The sequence below is a fragment of the Variovorax paradoxus genome (genome assembly GCF_000834655.1).
GTDB classification, from domain to species: Bacteria; Pseudomonadota; Gammaproteobacteria; order Burkholderiales; family Burkholderiaceae_C; genus Variovorax; species Variovorax paradoxus_F.
Genome location: NZ_JXQQ01000042.1, coordinates 1 through 18,021, shown reverse-complemented (window position 1 = coordinate 18,021; position 18,021 = coordinate 1). Strand labels below are relative to the sequence as shown.

Sequence of the window (18,021 nt, the reverse complement as noted above, 5' to 3'; positions counted from 1 at the left end):
CTGACGCTGCCGCCGCCTTCGTATGCGCGGCAGGGCGGCGAGATGATCGCCGCGCAACTGGCGCAGATCGGCATCAACGTGAAGATCCAGAACGTCGAGTGGGCGCAGTGGCTGAGCGGCACCTTCGGCGGCGCGCACGACTTCGACCTCACGATGGTTGCGCACGTCGAGCCCTTCGACCTGGTGAAGTACACCGAGGCCGACTATTACTGGGGCTACGACTCGAAGAAGTTTCGCGATCTGTTCGTCGCGATCCAGAACGAAGAAAACAAGAAGCGACGCGCCGACCTCTTGGCCGATGCGCAGCGGCAACTCGCGACCGATGCGGTCAACGGCTTTCTGTACCAGGCGGTGTTTCCCACCATCGCGCGCAAGGAGGTCAAGGGCCTGTGGGCGAGCATGCCGATCGTGGTGAACGACCTGGCCGCCATTTCGTGGAGCTGATGCAATGACCAAGCCTTTGTATTCCCTGAGTGCGGCCGAACTCGGCGCGGCTTATCGCAGCAAGGAACTCTCGCCGGTCGAGGTGGCGCGCGCGGTCAACGAGCGCATTGCGGCGCTGGAGCCGAAGCTGCACGCGACCTGGCTCTTCCGCCCCGAGTTCGCGCTGGAACAGGCCCGCGCCTCCGAAGCGCGCTGGCTGGCCGGCACGCCGCGCGGCGCGCTCGACGGCGTGCCCGTGACCATCAAGGACAACCTCGCGACCGCGGGCGACCCGATGCCGCTGGGCACCGCGTCCTACGACCTCGTGCCCGTGCCGGAGGATTCGCCGCCGGCCGCCCGCCTCAAGGAAGATGGCACCGTGCTCGTCGCCAAGACCACGATGCCCGACGTGGGCATGCTGTCGTCCGGCCTCTCGACTTTCCATGAACTCTCGCGCAACCCCTGGGACCTGTCGCGCACGCCCGGCGGCTCCAGCGCCGGGGCCGGTGCGGCCGCGGCTGCGGGCTACGGGCCGCTGCATGCGGGCACCGACATCGGCGGCTCGCTGCGCCTGCCCGCGAGTTGGTGCGGCATCTTCACGCTCAAGCCCAGCTTCGGCCGCATTCCGCTGAGCACCCCCTACATGGGCCGCTGCGCCGGACCGATGACCCGCACGGTGGAAGACGCGGCGCTGATGATGCAGTCCGTTGCGCAGCCCGACAGCCGCGACTACTCCGAGCTGCCGCCGCCCGTCATCGACTGGCTGGCCTTCGACGTCGATGCCTCCTTCCTCGCGGGCAAGCGGGTGGGCCTCCTGATGGACGCGGGCTGCGGCCTGCCGCTCGATCCGCAGATCCGCAAGGCGGTGCTCGCTGCCGCGAAGAAGATCGAGGCGGCCGGCGCCCGCGTGGAGGAAATGAAGCCCTTCATGACCCCGAAGATGCTGCAGGGCATGGACCACTTCTGGCGCATGCGCTCGCTGACCGACCTGCGCGCCATGGCGCCCGAGCGCCGCGCGATGATGCTGCCCTACATCGATGCCTGGGCCGAGAGCGCAGCCGGCTTTTCGGGCGAGCACATCTTCGACGCCTACAGCCAGTTCGTCGCCACGCGCGCGGCCACCGTCGCCGCGACCGTGGGCTTCGACTTCGTGATCTCGCCGGTGTCGCCCAACATGCCCGCGCCCGCGGAGCACGCTTCGCCCACGAACAACCCGCTGCGCTCGCTGGAGCACATCGGCTTCACGGTGCCCTACAACATGTCGGAGCAGCCGGCCTCGTCGGTCAACTGCGGCTACTCGGATGCCGGCCTGCCCATCGGGCTGCAGGTGGCGGGCCGCCGCTTCGACGACCTCGGCGTGCTGCAGTTCAGCCGCGCCTTCGAACTGATCCGCGACGCGCAGAAGCCCTGGCCCGAGCTCCAGTGACCCAATCGACTCCGATCCAAAGAGAGACAAGATGACTGCAGCAACCCACTACATCGACGGCGCCCGCGTGGCCTCGCCGGGCGCCGAAACCATTGCAGTGATCGACCCGAGCGACGGCCAGCGCTTTGGCGAGATCGCACGCGGCACGGCCGCGGATGTGGACGCTGCCGTACGCGCAGGGCGCAAGGCGATGGGCGAGAACTTCGACGGCCCCTGGGGCGCGATGACTGCGCTCGAACGCGGCCGCCTTCTCGCCAAGCTCGGCGCCGCGGTGATGGAGCACCACGAGGAACTCGCGCAGCTCGAAGCCCGCGACACCGGCAAGGCGCTGCGCGTGGCCCGTAACGACGCCACCGCGCTCGCGCGCTACTTCGAGTACTACGCCGGCGCCTGCGACAAACTGCACGGCGACACGCTGCCCTACGAGCGCGGCTACACGGTGCTGACCGTGCGCATGCCGCACGGCGTGACGGGGCACATCATTCCCTGGAACTACCCGATGCAGATCGCGGGCCGCAGCGTGGGCGCATCGCTCGCAGCCGGCAACGCCTGCGTGGTCAAGCCGGCCGAAGACGCCAGCCTCTCGCTGCTGCGCCTGGCGGAGATAGCGACCGAGGTGGGCTTTCCCGCCGGTGCGCTGAACGTGGTGACCGGCTACGGCAAGGAGGCGGGCGCCGCGTTGTGCGCGCACCCGGGCATCGACCACATCTCGTTCACCGGATCGACCGTCACGGGCCGCAGCGTCGGCCTGGCCGCCGCCGAGCGGCATTGCCCCGTGACGCTGGAGTTGGGCGGCAAGTCCCCGCAGCTCGTGTTCGCCGATGCCGACCTCGACGCGGCCGTGCCCGTGCTGGTGAACGCGATCATCCAGAACGCCGGCCAGACCTGCTCGGCCGGCAGCCGCGTGCTGGTGGAGCAATCGGTGTACGAAGAGGTCGTGAAGCGGCTGGCCGAGCGCTTTGCAGCCGTGCGCTCGGGTCCGCCCGCCGACGACCTCGACATGGGCCCGCTCATCAACGAAAAGCAGTTCCGCCAGGTGCGCGACATGGTTGCGACCGCCGAAGCGAACGGCGTGAAGGTCGCGGCGCGCGGCACGGTGTCGCCGAACGCATCGGCCAGCGGCTACTACCAGGAGGCCGTGCTGTTCCGCGATGTGCCCGCCGACAGCGAGCTCGCACAGCGCGAGGTCTTCGGCCCCGTGCTGGCGGTGATGCCCTTCGCCGACGAGGCCGAGGCCATCCGCCTGGCCAACGGCACCGACTTCGGCCTGGTGGCCGGCGTGTGGACCCGCGACGGCGGCCGGCAACTGCGCGTGGCGAACAAGCTGCACTGCGGCCAGGTCTTCATCAACAACTACGGTGCGGCGGGCGGCGTGGAGCTGCCGTTCGGCGGCGTCAAGTCGAGTGGCTTCGGTCGCGAGAAGGGTTTCGAAGCCCTGCTAGGCTTCACGACCCTCAAGACCATCGCCATCAAGCACGGATGAACCCATGAACACGAACGCACAAGAAGCACAAGCGCCCCGCCGCGTCGGCCTGGTCGGCGTCGGCCTGATGGGCAGCGGCATCGCGCAGAACATCGTCAAGCACGGCCACAGGCTGACCATCCTCGACCACCCCGGCAACCAGCCCGTCGGCGCGCTGCTCGCAGCCGGCGCCACCGCCGTGTCGGACGTGACGGCGCTCGCGGCCGATGTCGACGTGCTGATCCTCTGCGTCACCGGCACGCCGCAAGTCGAGGCCGTGATGCTCGGCAAGGATGGAAAGGGGGGCGCGCTCGCCAGCCTGCGCCCCGGCACCGTGGTGATCGACTGCTCGACCGCCGTACCCGACTCCACCACCAAGGTCGCGCAAGCCGTGCTGGCCAAGGGCGGCAAGTTCCTCGATGCGCCGATGACGCGCACCGCCAAGGAAGCCGCCGAAGGCCGGCTCAACCTGCTGGTGGGCGGCGATGCCGAAGTGCTGGCCTCGTGCCTGCCGCTTCTGCGCTGCTTTGCCGAGAACATCACGCATGTGGGCGGCATCGGCGCGGGCCATGCGATGAAGCTGCTGCACAACTTCGTGTCGCTCGGCACCGTCGCGCTGCTCTGCGAAGCGGCTGCCTGTGCAGGGCGCGCCGGCGTGGCGCCCGATGTGTTCGTCGATGTGCTCGCCAAGGGCGGCGGCAACGGCGTTGCGCTGGAACGCGTCAAGCCCAAGCTCCTGACCGGCAGCACCGATTCGCTGAAGTTCTCGATGGCCAACGCCAAGAAGGACTTGGGCTACTACAACGACATGGCGCAGCAGTCGTCGGCCAGCCACGGCATCGCCGAGGCCGTCGAGAAACTGCTGACCCACGGCATCGAAACCTTCGGTCCCGACCGCATGGTGCTCGACCTGGTGGAAGCGCTGAAGAAGTAGAGCGCCTTGCTCGCGCTACGGCACGTAGCGCGAGAGCAGGTGATCGACCAGGCGGCGCTGCGGAAAAGTCAGCGTCTCCTGCCGCGTGCAGAGGTACATGCGGCGCGACGCCCATGCATCCGACAGGTTCAGGAAGCGCAGGCCCATTTCCTTGCGGTAGGTGGCCGCCGCGCCCTCGGGCAGGATGCCCACGCCCATGCCCGCTTCGATCATCCGGCACACCGCCTCGAAGCTCTTGACCTTTACGCGCAGGCGCAGCACCTTGCGCGCGGCGACCGCCGCATCCTCGATGGTGCGGGCGATGGCCGAGTCGTTCTCGAGGCCCACGAAATCGAAGTCGAGCAGATCCGCGAACGACACCTCTCGGCTGCGGTACGGGTGCTTGCGGTGGACGATGGCCACCAACCTGTCCATGCGGTACGGAATGAAGTTGAGCGTCGTGTCCGCGGTGTCGCCCGTGATCACGCCGACATCGGCGTGCCGGTCGCGGATCGCCTGCACGATCCACACGCTGCGGTGCTCTTCGACATCGACACGGATCTCCGGATAGCTCCGTCGAAAGCTCGCCACGTCGTCGGGCAGGAACTGCCCCATGGCCGACGCATTGGCCTGCAGCCGCACGCGTCCGGTCGCGCCCTGCGCGTAGTCCGAGAGATCGGCGCGCATGCGGTCGACGTCGCGCAGGATGAGTCGCGCATGGATGGCCAGCGACTCGCCCGCACCGGTTACCGTCACGCCCTTGGAGGTGCGCTGGAAGAGCGGCACGCCGAACTCGGTCTCGAGGATGCGGATGCGGCGGCTCGCGGCCGAGAGCACCATGTGGTGCTCCTCGGCGGCCTTCGACAGGCTGCCGGATTCGAGGGCGCTCAGGAAGAGCGCAAGGGAATCGAGGTCAGGCCGCATCGATCCGTTCAGCGCAGGGTGATCTCGAGCGAATCGAACGGCGCCTCGAATTCGGCGCGCCATGTTTCGCCGGGCACGATGGGCCAGGCGTCGGTCCAAGTGCCGGTGGTGACCACGTCGCCGGGCTGCAGCGCGGGTGCGCCTGGGCAGGCCTGCAGTTCCTGCACGAAATGGCAGAGCGCATGCAGCGGGCCGTCGAGCACGTTGACGCCGGTGCCTTCGTCGACAGCCTCATCGCCCTTGAACAGCCGAAGGCGAGCGGCTGCCAGCTGGTCGTCGAGCTCGGCGCCCGTGCGCGCGAACTGGCGGACGGGCGTCTCGCGGCCGACCAGCAAGCGCGCGTGCAACGCGCCGTCGGCCACGGTTTCCGCGGCGGTGAATTTCCAGTCGCAGTGAGACTGCACGATCTCGAAACCCGGTGCGAGCCACTCGATGCAGCCGAAGACCTGCTCCAGCGTGGCGTCGCGCGGTGGCGTCGCGGCGATGCCGAAGACAATTTCCGGTTCGATCCGGGGCTGGAGGGTCCCGGCGAGGTCGATGGTTCCATGCCCGTCGCAGCGCGTGAGCGTCGTGCTCCATACCGGGCCCCAGATCGGCCCGAAGACGCCGTAGCGCTGCCAGATGGTGCGGTTGGTGAAGCCGATCTTGTAGCCGACGGGGCGCTCGCCGCGCGCGAGCCGCAAGGCCCGCAGTGCGAGCGCGTCCCGGTAGGCGGCGGCGACGTCGGTGCGACCGAGGCAGGAGCGGTCCGAAGGCCACGGCGCGGCCTTGTCGTAGTGGGCAAGTACGGCTTCGGGGGTCATCGAATCAGTCTACATGCGACGGGGCCGCAGTCACAGCCATGTCACGCTGTGCGTGGCAGGCTTGCGGCCTTGGAAACACAACGCCGCTTTCGCCTGCGACCCGTCGTCATCGCGTCGGCGGTTGCCTGCCTGATCGCGCTGGCCGCCGCATGGCACTTCACGGCGCGTACCTCGCCGGCGGCGGGCCCGCCGCTGGAGATCCGCTGGCATGGCAACGGCATCGTTCTGCAGGGCGCGGTGCGGGACGTGGCCACGCAGCGCGCGCTGGCCGAAGGCGCGGCCGCGCGGCTCGGCGGCGAGGCCGACCAGGTGGTGGACTGGCTCGACATCGTGCCCTCCGCGCTGCCGGTGGCGAACGCCTCGGCGCTCGCCGAGCTGATCGGTCTCGGGCAGGAAGGCTGGCACCTGCAGCGGCGGCCGAAGGACGGATGGCTGGCCGTGCAGTCGCTCTCCGACGAGCGAAGTGTCCGGGCCCGGGCCCTGCTGCGCGCCGCGTTCGGCCCCGAGGTGTCGATGGAGCTGGTGGCGCTTCCCTGAGCCCCCGCGTGGCGGAGGGACGGTCATGCCGCCGTCATGTCGCATGGCCAGCATGCGCTGCATTCCAATACGGAGGAGAAGATCCATGCGTGCATCGTTGAAGCATCTCGCGCTCGCGGGTGTGGTCCTGGCCACGTTGTCCGCCTGCGGCGGCAGCGACGGCGGCAATCCGGGGAGTTTCTTTCCCATTCTTCCGCCGGCGCCGGCGCCAGCGCCCGCGCCGCCGCCACCCGCTCCGGCGCCTCCCGGCAGCATCGACGTGAAGCTCATCGCCTTCAACGACCTGCACGGCAACCTGGAGCCGCCCAAGCTCTCGATCACCGCGCCCGCCACCGGTGGCGGCACGGTCGCGGTGCCCGCAGGCGGCGCGGCCTACCTGGCCTCGGCCGTCGCATCGCTCAAGGCGAAGAACGCGAACAACGCGGTGGTGTCGGCGGGCGACATGATCGGCGCCTCGCCGCTGGTGTCGGCGCTATTCCTGGACGAATCGACCATCGAGGCCGTGAACGCGATGAAGATCGACTTCAACGCCGTCGGCAACCACGAGTTCGACAAGGGCCAGACCGAACTGCTGCGCATGAAGAATGGCGGCTGCGCCAAGAACACAGCGCTGGAGCCCTGCCGCGTGAACAAGGCCTTCCCGGGCGCGAACTTCGGGTTCCTCGCGGCCAACACGGTGAAGACCGACGGCAACACGCTGTTCCCCGCCACCGGCATGAAGAGCTTCACGAAGGACGGCGCCACGGTGAAGGTCGCCTTCATCGGCATGACGCTCAAGGGCACGCCCAACATCGTGACGCCCGCCGGCGTGGCGGGCCTGAGCTTCAAGGACGAAGCCGACACGGCGAATGCGCTGATCCCGCAACTGAAGGCGCAGGGCGCGGATGCGATCGTCGTCGTGATCCACGAAGGCGGCACAACCACCGTCGGCTACAACGACAAGAGCTGCGCGGGCCTGAGCGGCGACATCCTGCCGATCCTGAACAAGCTCGACACAGCGGTCGACGTGGTGATCTCGGGTCACACGCACCGCTCCTACGTTTGCGACTACGGCAAGACCAACCCGGCCAAGCCGTTCCTGCTGACGAGCGCGGGCCAGTACGGCACGCTGCTGACCGACATCAACCTCACCATCGACACCCGCACCCGCAAGGTGACGGCCAAGGCTGCTGACAACGTGATCGTGCAGGGCGAGGCTTTTACCAGCGGCGCCACCACCGTCGCGCTGACCGACCAGTACCCCGTGTTCGGCAAGAACCAGGAAGTGGCCGCGCTCATCAGCCAGTACCTCGCGATCGCCGGGCCGCTCGTGCAGCGCGTCGTGGGCTCGCTCACCGGCACGGCCACGCGCACGCTGACGCCATCGAAGGAAAGCGCACTGGGCAACCTGATCGCCGATGCGCAGCTCGCTGCCACCAGCCCGGCCGGAAAGGGCGCCGCGCAGATCGCCTTCATGAACCCGGGCGGTGTGCGCGCCGACCTTGCGCCGGCACAGGACGGCAGCGTGACCTACGGCCAGATCTTCGCTGTGCAGCCCTTCGGCAACAGCCTGGTGGTGAAGACGATGACCGGCGCGCAGATCAAGGCCGTGCTGGAGCAGCAGTTCAACAGCGGCTCGAACACGCCGGCGGCGCCGAAGGTGCTGCTGCCCTCGCGCGGCTTGACCTACAGCTACAGCGCCTCGGCGCCCGGCGGTGCGCGCGTCAGCAACATGGCGCTGAACGGAACCGCCATCGATCCGGCGGCGAACTACCGCGTGACGATGAACAGCTTCCTGGCCACCGGCGGCGACAACTTCACCGTGTTCAACCAGGGCACGGACACGCTGGGCGGCGACCAGGACGTCGACGCACTGGAGGCCTATATCAAGGCGAACAGCCCGCTCGCGCCGCCAGCCACCGACCGCATCACGCTCCTGCCTTGAGCCCTGGCTGGCGGGCCAGCTCGTCGACGCGTTGGCGATCAAGGTCTGCGTGGCGACGCCGCATCGGCTGCGGCTGGGATGAGACCAGGATGTGGCACAGCCATTCCGCAGGGCCGGCGTTGTAGCGCGCCAGCCACCAGCAACTGGAGGCGACCTGCAGCGCGAAGATGGCGGCGCCGCACAGCACCAGGCTCACCGGATCGAGGGTGAGGTTGGCGCCGTGCAGGAGGCACAAAGTGAACAGCGCTTGCGCGAGGCCGTTGGTCAGTGCCATCCGGCCGGCGGGCACCAGCTTCAGCAGCCAGCGTCGCCATGCGGCGCGCTGGAACAGGAGGACGAAGGCGGCGGCAAGGAGCGCGCCCTGCGCGAGCAGCCCGACGTCGCGCAGCGCAGGGGCTGCAGATGCGCCGACCATCGAGATCGCGCTCACTCCAAAGCCCGCGAGCAGGACGCGTTGCCAGAAGCGCCGATGCGCGACCGACTCGCGCAGCACGGCGATGTGACCGAGCCATGAACTCGTGGCCGTCAGCACGAGCAGGCCGGCCATCGCGTGGCCGGGGAGAAGGCCAAGCAGATTGACCGTCAGCACGCCGAACAGGGCGAAGCCGCGCAACGCGTCGGGCAACGAAAGACGGCCCATGCGCGCTGTCGGCAAAGGCAACGTACGGAGAGTCTCGGAGGTCATCGAAGTACGTGTGGGTGATGGTTGAGTGGGGGGTGGATTCGGTTGCGATCCTATGAATCACCATTGCCCCAACATTGCGTTTCGGCAGTCGATGGATGTCGTGCGCAAGCGGGGCTCCTGTTGCCCGTTTCGCGCGCCGCGAACGCCCGCGCAGGCTCGCGGCCTGACTTCGCGTAGGCGGGATTCCCACGTCGGATTTTTCGTGTTTCAACCGGCTTAGCATGGCCCGATCTGCCGCCGCAGGCAGAGGCTATTTCTGCCGATCCATGACTTTGCAAAGGAATCATCATGAACACCAAGAATCTCCGCACTCTCGCGTTTTCGTCTGTCGTCGTGGCTTGCAGCCTGGCCTTTGTGGGGTGCACCACGACACGTCCGCAGGATCAGGCCAGCAGCGCAACCTCGCGCACTTCCATCGACGCGCAGGTCGACGCCTCGCTGTCGAAGTTGTATGACTCCGTGAAGGGCTCGCGCGAACTGGTCGCCAAGTCCAGCGGCGTGCTGGTGTTCCCGGCCGTGGTCGGGGCCAGCCTGGGCGTGGGTGCCGAATACGGACGCGGCGCGTTGCGCGTGAACGGCCGCACGCAGTCGTACTACAGCACCACCGCGGGCTCGGTGGGCTTCCAGGCCGGAGCGCAATCGAAGGCCGTGATCTACCTGTTCACCACGCAGGCGGCGCTCGACAAGTTCCGCGGCAGCAAGGGCTGGACGGCCGGCGCCGACGCCACGGTGGCTGTAGCCACCATCGGTGCCAATGGCAACGTCGACACGAACACGATCCGGCAACCCGTGGTGGGCTTCGTGCTGACCAATGTGGGGCTGGAAGCCGGCGTCTCGCTGTCGGGCGCGAAGATCACCGAGATCCAGCTGTAAGGCAATTGCTGACGCGGGGCTCGCGCCCCGGCGTCAGTCGGCCAACTGCTCCGCCAGTTGCGCCTGCAGATCGGCGACCTGCCTGCGCAGGTCGTCGTTCTCGCGCGTGAGTTCGGCCACGCGCTGTTCCAGCGCTTCGACCGCGTCGGGTTTGGCGGGTCGATCCTCCGATCCAGATTGCGGCGACTCTTCGCGTGGCTTGCGCTTGGCTTCGCGCACGCGCTTGGCGGCTTGCTTGAGTTCGTCCTTGCCCGCGTTCGCCGCCGAGACCTGCTCCTCGGCAGGCAGGCTGGCCACGGCCGCAGCGGTGTTGATCGAGATCACACCCGACTTCACCGCGGCCACCAATTCGGGCGCGGCCTGCTTCTGGATCTTCTCGATCATCACCACCTGGCTGCTGCTCAGGCGCGCGGCCTTGGCGATGGATTCGCGGCTGTTCAGCGGTGCAGGAGGGGGCAGGGCGGCGGTGGTGTCGGTTGCCGATTCGCCGGCCGGTGCGTCGACATCGAAAGGAGGGTCTTCCGACGACGACGTTTCCGACAGCGCGCGGGAGCGTTGGTCATCGACGATGACCTTCTTCCGGAGCGCCAGCACGCCGCGCTGATAGTCCGAGATGCTGCGCCGCCCGAGGTGCTGGTCGATCATCCAGAGGTGCACGTCCTCCATCGTCTTGAAGTGCGTGTTCTGCACCGTCTGGAACGGCAGGCCGTGCTTCTGGCAGATGCCGTAGCGGTGGTGGCCGTCCACCAGCACCTCGCCCCACAGCACAAGCGCGTCGCGGCAGCCCTCGGTGAGGATGCTCCGTTCCAGCGCCGCGTATTCCTCCGGAGACATGGGATCGATATAGGCTTTGAGTTCTTCGTTGACGACGATGTTCATGAGGGAGGGATCGGGGAAAGGGGCGAAATTCTAGATGCGCGCGTCGTGCGGACTTCGAGCGAACGCTCCCATTGCAGGGGCGATGTTTCGCGGCACACGAATCGCGCGTCGGTGGAACTGCAGATGGCCACCATGTGGTCGCGCGTGGGCTGCAACTGCCGGAAGTGCCAGCGGTGCGCAGTGTCGTCGTGCGGGTCGGCGAGCGTGAATCCGATGTCGCCCGGGGCATCGAGTGCAAAGGCGAAACTGTCGAGCGGTATCTGCAAACCCATGCCGCGTGCCTTGATGTAGCTTTCCTTCAAGGTCCACAGTTCGAAGAATCGATGCGGCTGCAGGGCCGCCGGCAATGCGCCCAGCGAGAGGGCCTCGGCCGACGCGAAGTAGTGATCGACGGCCTCGAGCACCGCGGAGCGCCGGGTGTTCTCGACATCGATGCCCAGCTCGATATCCCGCGCAACCGCCAGCACGATGAGGCCGGCGGTATGACTCAGGTTGAAGTCCAGGCCGCGCGTCTCTTCGAGTCCGGGGCCTTCGATGCGCGGGCGGCCGAAGGGGCCATTGACGAAGCGCCAGTCGTTCGGTCTGATCGGCGCATAGCGCGACAGGACCGAACGCACAAGCACCCTGGTCATCAGGTAACGATACCGGTCGCGTGCGAAGTGGAAACGATCCTTCTGCTGCAGTTCCTGCGGCGTCAAGAGCGCGCGATACGTGGCTTCGAGCGCGGCATCGCTGGACTCGCCATGGGGGCAGAACCAGAGATGGATCTCGCCGGCAGGCAAGGGAAGGAGGGGGGCGGCGCGATGCATGGTGAGCAGCAGCGCTTCGCGGCAATATTGTTTTCCAAATGGTTGCACGAAGCGAACTCGGCTATTATCGCGGCCCCCTGTGCCGGGTTCCGCGATCTCTCGCGGATCGCTTGGCCATCTGAGCCGCTGCGGCGGATTTCCTTGGGGCTCCTCATGTCGTTTGTTTGAGTGTCGATCCGGAAGGGTCATGGAAATGCCTCAAAATCCGCCTATAAATAGCAATGATTCTTATTTCGATTTGTGCGTCGAAAGTAGTAAATCGGATCTGCGGCCCGTCTCGGCTCGCCCAATGGAACTGGAGGAAGACGTGTTGAACATGCCGTTGCCGCATTCCGCCGAGCCCTCGCTCGCAGAGGTCTTCATCGCCCACCGGGCGCAGCTCTGGCGGGTCGCCCGGAAGATCGTCAACACCGCCGACCTGGCCGACGACGTCGTGCAGGACGCCTACCTGAAGATCGCCGATGGCCCCTGCGTCCGACAGGCCGACCGTCCCATCGGCTATTGCTGCCAGGTGGTGCGCAACATGGCGCTGGACTACTGCCGCCGTCACCGCGTCGAGGCCAGCTATCGCACCTTCGACGTGGACGTGGAATCGCTCGACATGCCGACAACTGCCTCGACCCCCGACCGCATGATGTGCGAGCGCCAGGTGATCACCGCGATCGACAAGGTGCTCGCCGGCCTCTCGCCCCGCACGCGGCTCGTGTTCGAGCTCTACCGCCTCGAAGGGCTCACGCAGCGCGAAATCGCGGCGCGCCTGGGTTGCGCGCTGGGCCTCGTGAACGGGCTGATCGCCGAAGCTGCCAACGCGATCAAGTCGTGCGGCCACCTGCTGCTCGAGGGCGACGGGCACTAGCTGCGGCTTCTACGCAGCCGGACTGCGCCCGTTTCCCGCGAGAATGCGCGCTGGACCGGCCGGGTTCGTTCATGATCCGGCCTCGACGGACAACGCGAGCAGCTTCATCAATGACACAGGAAACGGGCGATCCCATCTGGAATACCGCATGGGACTGGGTGCAGCGCGAGCACGACAGCGAAAGCTTCGGCGAGGCCGCGCGCGCCGAAATGACAGCCTGGCTCCTCGCAGCGCCTGCGCATCGCCAGGCCTATGACAAGGCCGCCCGCCTCTGGCTCCTCGCGGGCTTCGTTCCGCCGGCCAACGATTTCGGCGACGACTTGCAGGACGACGACGCCGAGCCTCGCGCCGGCAAGTAAACCCCGCATCCATCGCGAGCGCGCGTCTTGCGCGTTCCGGCACCGGCACGTCCGCGGCGCCCGCCGTCCTGCCGTGAAAAATGAACAGATCGACCCCTGAAGCGTCCTCTTGGCAGGGGCGCCGCGATTCCGTCCGGTCCGCGACCGGTCGAGGTGCGCTCCTTTCTCACTGTTCAATCACACAAGGATGCACCGATGTCGACGAGCTGCTTTGACCGCGAAGACGAGACCTTCATCGTTCTGGTCAATCACGAAGACCAGTACTCCATCTGGCCCCACTGGAAGGCCGTCCCCGGCGGCTGGACCGCCGTCGAGGGCGTGAAGGGCGACAAGAAGACCGTGCTCGCCTACGTCGAGAGCCACTGGACCGACATGCGGCCCCGGTCGCTGCGCGACTGGATGCAGCAACAGGCGGGCGCACCGGCCACGGAAACCGCGGCCGGTTGATGAGCGCCCAGGCGCCCCTGGCCCTGCTGTGCCTGCCGTGCGCAGGCGCCAGCGCCTCCATGTACCTGCGGTGGCGGCGTTTCCTGCCACCGTGGGCCCGCATCGTGCCGGTGGAGTTGCCGGGGCGCGGCGCGCGCATGGACGAACCCTTCGTCGAAGACTTCGACGCGCTGGTTGCGCGGATCTGTGCGGCGCAGGCCGAAGCGATGCGCGGCGACTTCGCGCTCCTGGGCCACAGCATGGGCGCGCTGCTCGCCCACGGCGTGGCCCGCCGGCTCCAGTCGTTGCGAGGGCCCTTGCCGCGCGCGCTGCTGGTGTCCGGCTGCGCGGCCCCTTCCCGGCGCGATCCCGGGCGTTTCGACGGGCCTGAAGACGACGCGGCGCTCACCGCCGAGCTGCGCAAACAGGGCGGCACGCCCGAAGCGGTGTTCGCGAGCGAAGAGCTCATGCGCATCACGCTCGACACCCTGCGCGCCGATCGCCGCGTCTGCCGCAGCCACGTCCATGCAGCCGGCCGGCCGCCGCTTGCGCTGCCCATCCACGCCTTCGCGGGACGCCAGGACGACATCGAGGCACAGGCGATGGCCGCGTGGTCAGAAGAGACATGCGGCGCCTTCACGCTCGACTGGTTCGAGGGCGGCCATTTCTTTCTCCGGCAAGACGAGCCCGCCTTTCTCGCGGCGCTCGCACGGCGTCTGCCGACGCATCTTCATCAAGCGCAACTGCTAGCGCATCAAGGGTAGATATGACTGAACTGCTCGCGACGGAATCCGTCGGCCGGCAACCGCGTAATTTCGTGGCGCACCTGCGTGCGCTCGCCGAGCGGCGTCCGCATGATGTGTGGCTCACCGTCGTCGACGAGATCGACGGCGTCTTGAGCGAGCAGCCCTTCACCTACGCCGTCTTCGAGCGGCGCGTGCGCGCACTCGCCGCGCGCCTGCAACAGCAGTTCGCCAAGGGCGATCGCGCGCTCGTCATGCTCGACAACGGCGATCACTATGCGGTGAGCATGCTGGCCTGCTTCTACAGCGGCGTGATCGCGGTGCCGGTGTTTCCGCCCGAGTCGATCCGGCCGCAGCACCTGGCACGGCTGACCGGCGTGGCGACCGATTCGCAGGCGCGCTGCGTGCTCACGTCGTCCGCGTTGAGCACCGCGATGTCGGCGGCCGGCAACCAGTTCGGCGATGTGCAGATCGTCGCCGTCGACGCGGTCGACATCGCGCTCGCCGACGCCTGGCAGCCGTTCGAGCCGGGCGACGACGATGTCGCCTTCCTGCAGTACACCTCGGGCTCGACCTCGGCGCCCAAGGGCGTGATCGTCACGCACCGCAACCTGATGGCCAACGAGCATGCCATCCAGGTCGGCATGGGCATCGGTCCGGACGACAAGTTCGTCTCGTGGGCGCCGCTCTATCACGACATGGGCCTGATCGGCGGCCTGATGCAGCCGCTGTACAGCGGCATTCCGCTGGTGCTGACGTCGCCGCGTTATTTCCTCGAGCGCCCGGTGCGCTGGCTGGAGCTGATCTCGCGCCACCGCGCCACGCTCAGCGGCGGCCCCGACTTCTCGTTCCGCCTGTGCCTGGAGCGCGTGAAGGACGCGCAGATCGCGCAACTCGATCTCTCGAGCTGGCGCGTGGCCTACACCGGCGCCGAGCCGGTGCGCGCCGACACCGAATTCGACTTCATCGAACGCTTCGCGCCCGCGGGCTTCGACGCGGGCGCGGTCTACGCCTGCTACGGCCTCGCAGAGGCAACGCTGTTTGTGACGGGCGGAAAACGAGGCGCCGGCTTGGTCGCGCGCGGCTTCAACGCCGACGGCCTGGCGGACGGCAAGGGCGCGCCGAGCGAGGGGGGCACGCTGCTCGTCGGTTGCGGCGCGGTGGCGGTCGATCACGCGGTCGAAATCGTCGATCCCACCTCTTTGTCGGTGGTGGCCGAGCCCGGCCGCATCGGCGAGATCTGGGTGAGCGGCGCGAGCGTCGGTGCCGGCTACTGGGGCAAGCCGCGCGAATCCGCCGAGACCTTCGTCGAGCGCGCGGGCCGGCGATGGCTGCGCACCGGCGACCTGGGCTTCGTGTGCGATGGCGAGCTCTACGTGACCGGCCGCATCAAGGACCTGATCATCGTGCGCGGCCACAACATCTACCCGCAGGACATCGAGCGCGTCATCGAGGCCGAGGTGGACGCGGTACGCAAGGGGCGCGTGGCGGTGTTCGCCGCCAGCGGACCCGATGGCGAAGGCATCGGCGCTGCGGCCGAGGTGTCGCGCAGCATGCAGAAGCTGGTGCCGCCGCAGGTGTTGGTCGAGGCGCTGAGCGCCGCGGTCAGCGAGGTGTTCGGCGAAGCGCTCTCGGCCGTGCTGCTGCTCAATCCGGGCGGCATGCCCAAGACCACCAGCGGCAAGCTGCAGCGCAGCGCCTGCCGCGCGGGCTGGCTCGATCGCAGCGCGGACGCCTATGCGATCTACGAGCGCGGCGACTTCGTCAAGGGCGGTCCTGTCGAGGCGCAGGCCGAAGCGCCGGTGCTCGACGAGGTCGAGCGTGCGGTCGATGCGATCTGGCGCGAGGTCTTGAAGGCACCGTCCGACAAACCGTTTGCGCGCGACGCCCATTTCTTCACGCGCGGGGGCAGCTCGCTCACCGCCACGCAGGCCGCGGCGCGCATCTCGTCGCAATGGGAGATCGTCTTTTCGGCCCGCATGCTGTTCGAGAGGCCGAGGCTTTCCGAGTGCGCCGCGGCCATCCGCGAGCAGCTCGCGCTCGGTGCGCAGGCCGCACACAGCCGCCCGGTTCCCATCGCCACGCTGCCCGCAGTACGCAGGCAGCAGGCGTTGCCCCTGTCCCACGCGCAGGAGCGCCAGTGGTTTCTCTGGGAACTCGATCCGCAGAGCGCCGCGTACCACATGAGCGGCGCGTTGCGCCTGGCCGGATCGCTCGACGTCGAAGCGTTGGAAGCGGCGCTCGGCGACCTCGTCGCGCGCCACGAATCTCTGCGCACCGCGTTCCGTGTCGAGGCCGACGGCACGGCTGCGCAATGGATCGCGGCGACGGGCACGCTGCCCCTGGAACTGATCGACCTGCGCGGCCTGGCCGCCCGCGAACAGGACGCGCGATTGGCGCATGAAACCCATCGCCTGAAGTCTGCCCCCTTCGACCTGGCGCACGGCCGCCTGCTGCGCGCCGCATTGATCCGCACCGCGGACGACAGCCAGGTGCTCGCCGTGGTGATGCACCACATCGTGTCCGACGGCGCCTCGATGCAGGTGTTGATCGACGAGCTGGCCGCCGGCTACATCGCGCGCCTGCATGGCGGCGCGGCGGTGCTGCCCGCACCGCGGCTGCAGTACGCCGACTACGCCGTCTGGCAGCGCGAGTGGCTCGCTGCCGGCGAGGGCGAGCGGCAGTTGGCCTGGTGGCGTTCGCAGCTCGGAGACGCGCATCCGGTGCTCGAGCTGCGCACCGACCGTCCGCGCCAGCCCGAGGCCAACTACCGTGCGGCGCGCCATGCCTTCGAGTTGCCCGCGTCCTTGCTCGGCCAGCTGCGCAGTCTTGCGCAGGCCGACGGCGCGACGCTCTTCATGGTGCTGCTTGCCGGCTTGCAGGTGCTGCTGCATCGCCACACCGGCCAGCAGGACATCCGCATCGGCACCGCGATCGCCAACCGCAACCGCGTGGAGTTCGAGAACGTCATCGGGCTCTTCGTGAACACGCTCGTGTTGCGCAACGCCATCGATGGGCGCACGAGCCTTGCGCGTGCGCTGGCCCAGGCGCGCGAAGCCGTTCTGGGCGCACAGGCGCACCAGGACCTGCCGTTCGAGCAACTGGTGCAGGCGCTGCAGCCCGAGCGCAGCATGAGCCGCAGTCCGCTGTTCCAGGTGATGTTCAACCACCTGTTCGAAGACCACCGGGCGCTGGAACGGCTCGGCGGCATCGCGGTGAGCGACCATGCGCTGCCGGACCTGCAGGCGCAATTCGAGCTCGTGCTCGAGGCGCGCGAGCGGCCCGACGGACGCCTGAAGCTCGACCTGATCTATGCGGCCGAGCTGTTCGATGCGGAAAGCATCGAGCGCATGGCGGGTCACTACGTGGCGATCCTGGGCGCACTGGCCAGCCGCGGCGAACTGGCCGTCGGCGACGTCGACCTGCTCGGTGCCGCCGAGAAGGCGCAGCTCGCGCAGTGGAGCGTGAACACGCACCGCGAGCCCGGCCTGCAACCCGTGCATCGCCTCATCGAAGGCCATGCCCGCCACCAGCCGCAGGCCACCGCGCTGCTCTTCGCCGACGACGCCCTGAGCTTCTTCGAACTCAACCGCAGGGCGAATCGCCTGGCCCACCGCCTGATCTCCCTGGGCGTGGGCCCCGATGTGCTCGTAGGCATCGCCATGGAGCGCAGCGTGGAGATGGTCGTGGGCATCCTGGCCATCCTCAAGGCCGGCGGCGCCTATCTGCCACTGGACCCCGAATACCCGGCACAGCGCCTGGCGTACATGGTCGAGGACAGCGGCATCGAACTGCTGCTGACCCACCGCGCCACGCGCGACTGCATCACTGCCCGCGAAGGCCTTGTCACGCTCGAAGTCGAGGACCTCGATCTCGCCAACGAGCCCGAGTCCGACCCGCAGGTCGCCCTGCACGGAGAGCACCTGGCCTACGTCATCTACACCTCCGGCTCCACCGGCAAGCCCAAGGGCGCGGCCAT

Annotated in this window: 16 protein-coding genes and 1 pseudogene; 12 read left to right on the top strand and 5 right to left on the bottom strand. The window is 68.2% G+C overall.

Translation table 11 applies throughout. The annotated features are described in order from the left end of the window. The 4 genes and pseudogenes from RT97_RS18065 to RT97_RS18050 form a co-directional block, all read left to right on the top strand. Window positions 1-444: pseudogene (locus RT97_RS18065) on the top strand (ABC transporter substrate-binding protein); the annotation flags it as partial. Between the two features lie 4 nt (window positions 445-448). Then, window positions 449-1,849 carry an amidase gene (locus RT97_RS18060; RefSeq protein ID WP_042580184.1) on the top strand — a complete coding sequence of 467 codons (1,401 nt, stop codon included), beginning with the start codon at window positions 449-451 and terminating at the stop codon, window positions 1,847-1,849. 31 nt (window positions 1,850-1,880) lie between these two features. Beyond that, complete coding sequence (locus RT97_RS18055; RefSeq protein WP_042580183.1) at window positions 1,881-3,332, top strand: aldehyde dehydrogenase family protein; 1,452 nt, start codon at window positions 1,881-1,883, stop codon at window positions 3,330-3,332. A gap of 4 nt (window positions 3,333-3,336) precedes the next feature. After that, window positions 3,337-4,245, top strand: coding sequence for an NAD(P)-dependent oxidoreductase (locus tag RT97_RS18050; RefSeq protein WP_042580182.1), 909 nt, complete (start codon window positions 3,337-3,339; stop codon window positions 4,243-4,245). Between the two features lie 15 nt (window positions 4,246-4,260). Here RT97_RS18050 and RT97_RS18045 read toward each other — a convergent pair whose 3' ends face one another. Together RT97_RS18045 and RT97_RS18040 are read right to left on the bottom strand one after the other, a co-directional pair. Next, window positions 4,261-5,148, bottom strand: coding sequence for a LysR family transcriptional regulator (locus RT97_RS18045; RefSeq protein WP_042580181.1), 888 nt, complete (start codon window positions 5,146-5,148; stop codon window positions 4,261-4,263). An 8-nt stretch (window positions 5,149-5,156) separates the two neighbouring features. Next, complete coding sequence (locus RT97_RS18040) at window positions 5,157-5,951, bottom strand: 2-keto-4-pentenoate hydratase (protein ID WP_042580180.1); 795 nt, start codon at window positions 5,949-5,951, stop codon at window positions 5,157-5,159. Between the two features lie 69 nt (window positions 5,952-6,020). Between RT97_RS18040 and RT97_RS18035 the strand changes: the two genes are divergently transcribed. Both RT97_RS18035 and RT97_RS18030 read left to right on the top strand, forming a co-directional pair. Continuing rightward, window positions 6,021-6,488: a hypothetical protein gene (locus RT97_RS18035; protein WP_253278259.1), complete on the top strand. Its 468-nt coding sequence runs from the start codon at window positions 6,021-6,023 to the stop codon at window positions 6,486-6,488. An 85-nt stretch (window positions 6,489-6,573) separates the two neighbouring features. Then, on the top strand, window positions 6,574-8,412 hold the full coding sequence (locus RT97_RS18030; protein WP_042580179.1) for a bifunctional metallophosphatase/5'-nucleotidase: 1,839 nt from the start codon (window positions 6,574-6,576) through the stop codon (window positions 8,410-8,412). Here the strand turns inward: RT97_RS18030 and RT97_RS18025 are convergent. Next, window positions 8,396-9,097: a DUF418 domain-containing protein gene (locus RT97_RS18025; RefSeq protein ID WP_080898349.1), complete on the bottom strand. Its 702-nt coding sequence runs from the start codon at window positions 9,095-9,097 to the stop codon at window positions 8,396-8,398. The genes RT97_RS18030 and RT97_RS18025 overlap by 17 nt on opposite strands. Before the next feature lie 288 nt (window positions 9,098-9,385). Between RT97_RS18025 and RT97_RS18020 the strand changes: the two genes are divergently transcribed. After that, complete coding sequence (locus RT97_RS18020; RefSeq protein ID WP_042580177.1) at window positions 9,386-9,970, top strand: BPSL1445 family SYLF domain-containing lipoprotein; 585 nt, start codon at window positions 9,386-9,388, stop codon at window positions 9,968-9,970. A gap of 33 nt (window positions 9,971-10,003) precedes the next feature. On the opposite strand, the gene RT97_RS18015 is transcribed toward RT97_RS18020, so the two are convergent. Together RT97_RS18015 and RT97_RS18010 are read right to left on the bottom strand one after the other, a co-directional pair. Next, window positions 10,004-10,849 carry a plasmid replication/partition related protein gene (locus tag RT97_RS18015; protein ID WP_042580176.1) on the bottom strand — a complete coding sequence of 282 codons (846 nt, stop codon included), beginning with the start codon at window positions 10,847-10,849 and terminating at the stop codon, window positions 10,004-10,006. Next, complete coding sequence (locus RT97_RS18010) at window positions 10,846-11,847, bottom strand: 4'-phosphopantetheinyl transferase family protein (RefSeq protein WP_080898348.1); 1,002 nt, start codon at window positions 11,845-11,847, stop codon at window positions 10,846-10,848. The genes RT97_RS18015 and RT97_RS18010 overlap by 4 nt, the downstream gene beginning before the upstream one ends. Before the next feature lie 127 nt (window positions 11,848-11,974). Between RT97_RS18010 and RT97_RS18005 the strand changes: the two genes are divergently transcribed. The 5 genes from RT97_RS18005 to RT97_RS17985 form a co-directional block, all read left to right on the top strand. Next, window positions 11,975-12,514, top strand: a complete 540-nt coding sequence (locus tag RT97_RS18005) for a sigma-70 family RNA polymerase sigma factor (protein WP_155403835.1) — start codon at window positions 11,975-11,977, stop codon at window positions 12,512-12,514. A 110-nt stretch (window positions 12,515-12,624) separates the two neighbouring features. Further along, window positions 12,625-12,873, top strand: a complete 249-nt coding sequence (locus RT97_RS18000) for a hypothetical protein (protein ID WP_042580175.1) — start codon at window positions 12,625-12,627, stop codon at window positions 12,871-12,873. 195 nt (window positions 12,874-13,068) lie between these two features. Continuing rightward, window positions 13,069-13,320 (top strand): MbtH family protein, encoded by a 252-nt coding sequence (locus tag RT97_RS17995; RefSeq protein WP_042580174.1) that lies wholly within the window; start codon window positions 13,069-13,071, stop codon window positions 13,318-13,320. Then, the gene (locus RT97_RS17990) at window positions 13,320-14,063 is read left to right on the top strand and encodes a thioesterase II family protein (RefSeq protein ID WP_042580173.1); all 744 of its coding nucleotides are present in this window, start codon (window positions 13,320-13,322) and stop codon (window positions 14,061-14,063) included. The genes RT97_RS17995 and RT97_RS17990 overlap by 1 nt, the downstream gene beginning before the upstream one ends. A 2-nt stretch (window positions 14,064-14,065) precedes the next feature. After that, on the top strand, window positions 14,066-18,021 hold a 3,956-nt coding region (locus tag RT97_RS17985), incomplete at its 3' end, for a condensation domain-containing protein (RefSeq protein WP_042580172.1).

Coding starts and splice junctions, on each gene's coding strand:
- RT97_RS18055 (WP_042580183.1), top strand. CDS start 1,881: ATGACTGCAGCAACCCACTACATCGACGGCGCCCGCGTGGCCTCGCCG.
- RT97_RS18025 (WP_080898349.1), bottom strand. CDS start 9,097: ATGACCTCCGAGACTCTCCGTACGTTGCCTTTGCCGACAGCGCGCATG.
- RT97_RS17990 (WP_042580173.1), top strand. CDS start 13,320: ATGAGCGCCCAGGCGCCCCTGGCCCTGCTGTGCCTGCCGTGCGCAGGC.
- RT97_RS18045 (WP_042580181.1), bottom strand. CDS start 5,148: ATGCGGCCTGACCTCGATTCCCTTGCGCTCTTCCTGAGCGCCCTCGAA.
- RT97_RS18020 (WP_042580177.1), top strand. CDS start 9,386: ATGAACACCAAGAATCTCCGCACTCTCGCGTTTTCGTCTGTCGTCGTG.
- RT97_RS18030 (WP_042580179.1), top strand. CDS start 6,574: ATGCGTGCATCGTTGAAGCATCTCGCGCTCGCGGGTGTGGTCCTGGCC.
- RT97_RS18000 (WP_042580175.1), top strand. CDS start 12,625: ATGACACAGGAAACGGGCGATCCCATCTGGAATACCGCATGGGACTGG.
- RT97_RS18005 (WP_155403835.1), top strand. CDS start 11,975: ATGCCGTTGCCGCATTCCGCCGAGCCCTCGCTCGCAGAGGTCTTCATC.
- RT97_RS17995 (WP_042580174.1), top strand. CDS start 13,069: ATGTCGACGAGCTGCTTTGACCGCGAAGACGAGACCTTCATCGTTCTG.
- RT97_RS18050 (WP_042580182.1), top strand. CDS start 3,337: ATGAACACGAACGCACAAGAAGCACAAGCGCCCCGCCGCGTCGGCCTG.
- RT97_RS18010 (WP_080898348.1), bottom strand. CDS start 11,847: ATGACCCTTCCGGATCGACACTCAAACAAACGACATGAGGAGCCCCAA.
- RT97_RS18040 (WP_042580180.1), bottom strand. CDS start 5,951: ATGACCCCCGAAGCCGTACTTGCCCACTACGACAAGGCCGCGCCGTGG.
- RT97_RS18015 (WP_042580176.1), bottom strand. CDS start 10,849: ATGAACATCGTCGTCAACGAAGAACTCAAAGCCTATATCGATCCCATG.
- RT97_RS18060 (WP_042580184.1), top strand. CDS start 449: ATGACCAAGCCTTTGTATTCCCTGAGTGCGGCCGAACTCGGCGCGGCT.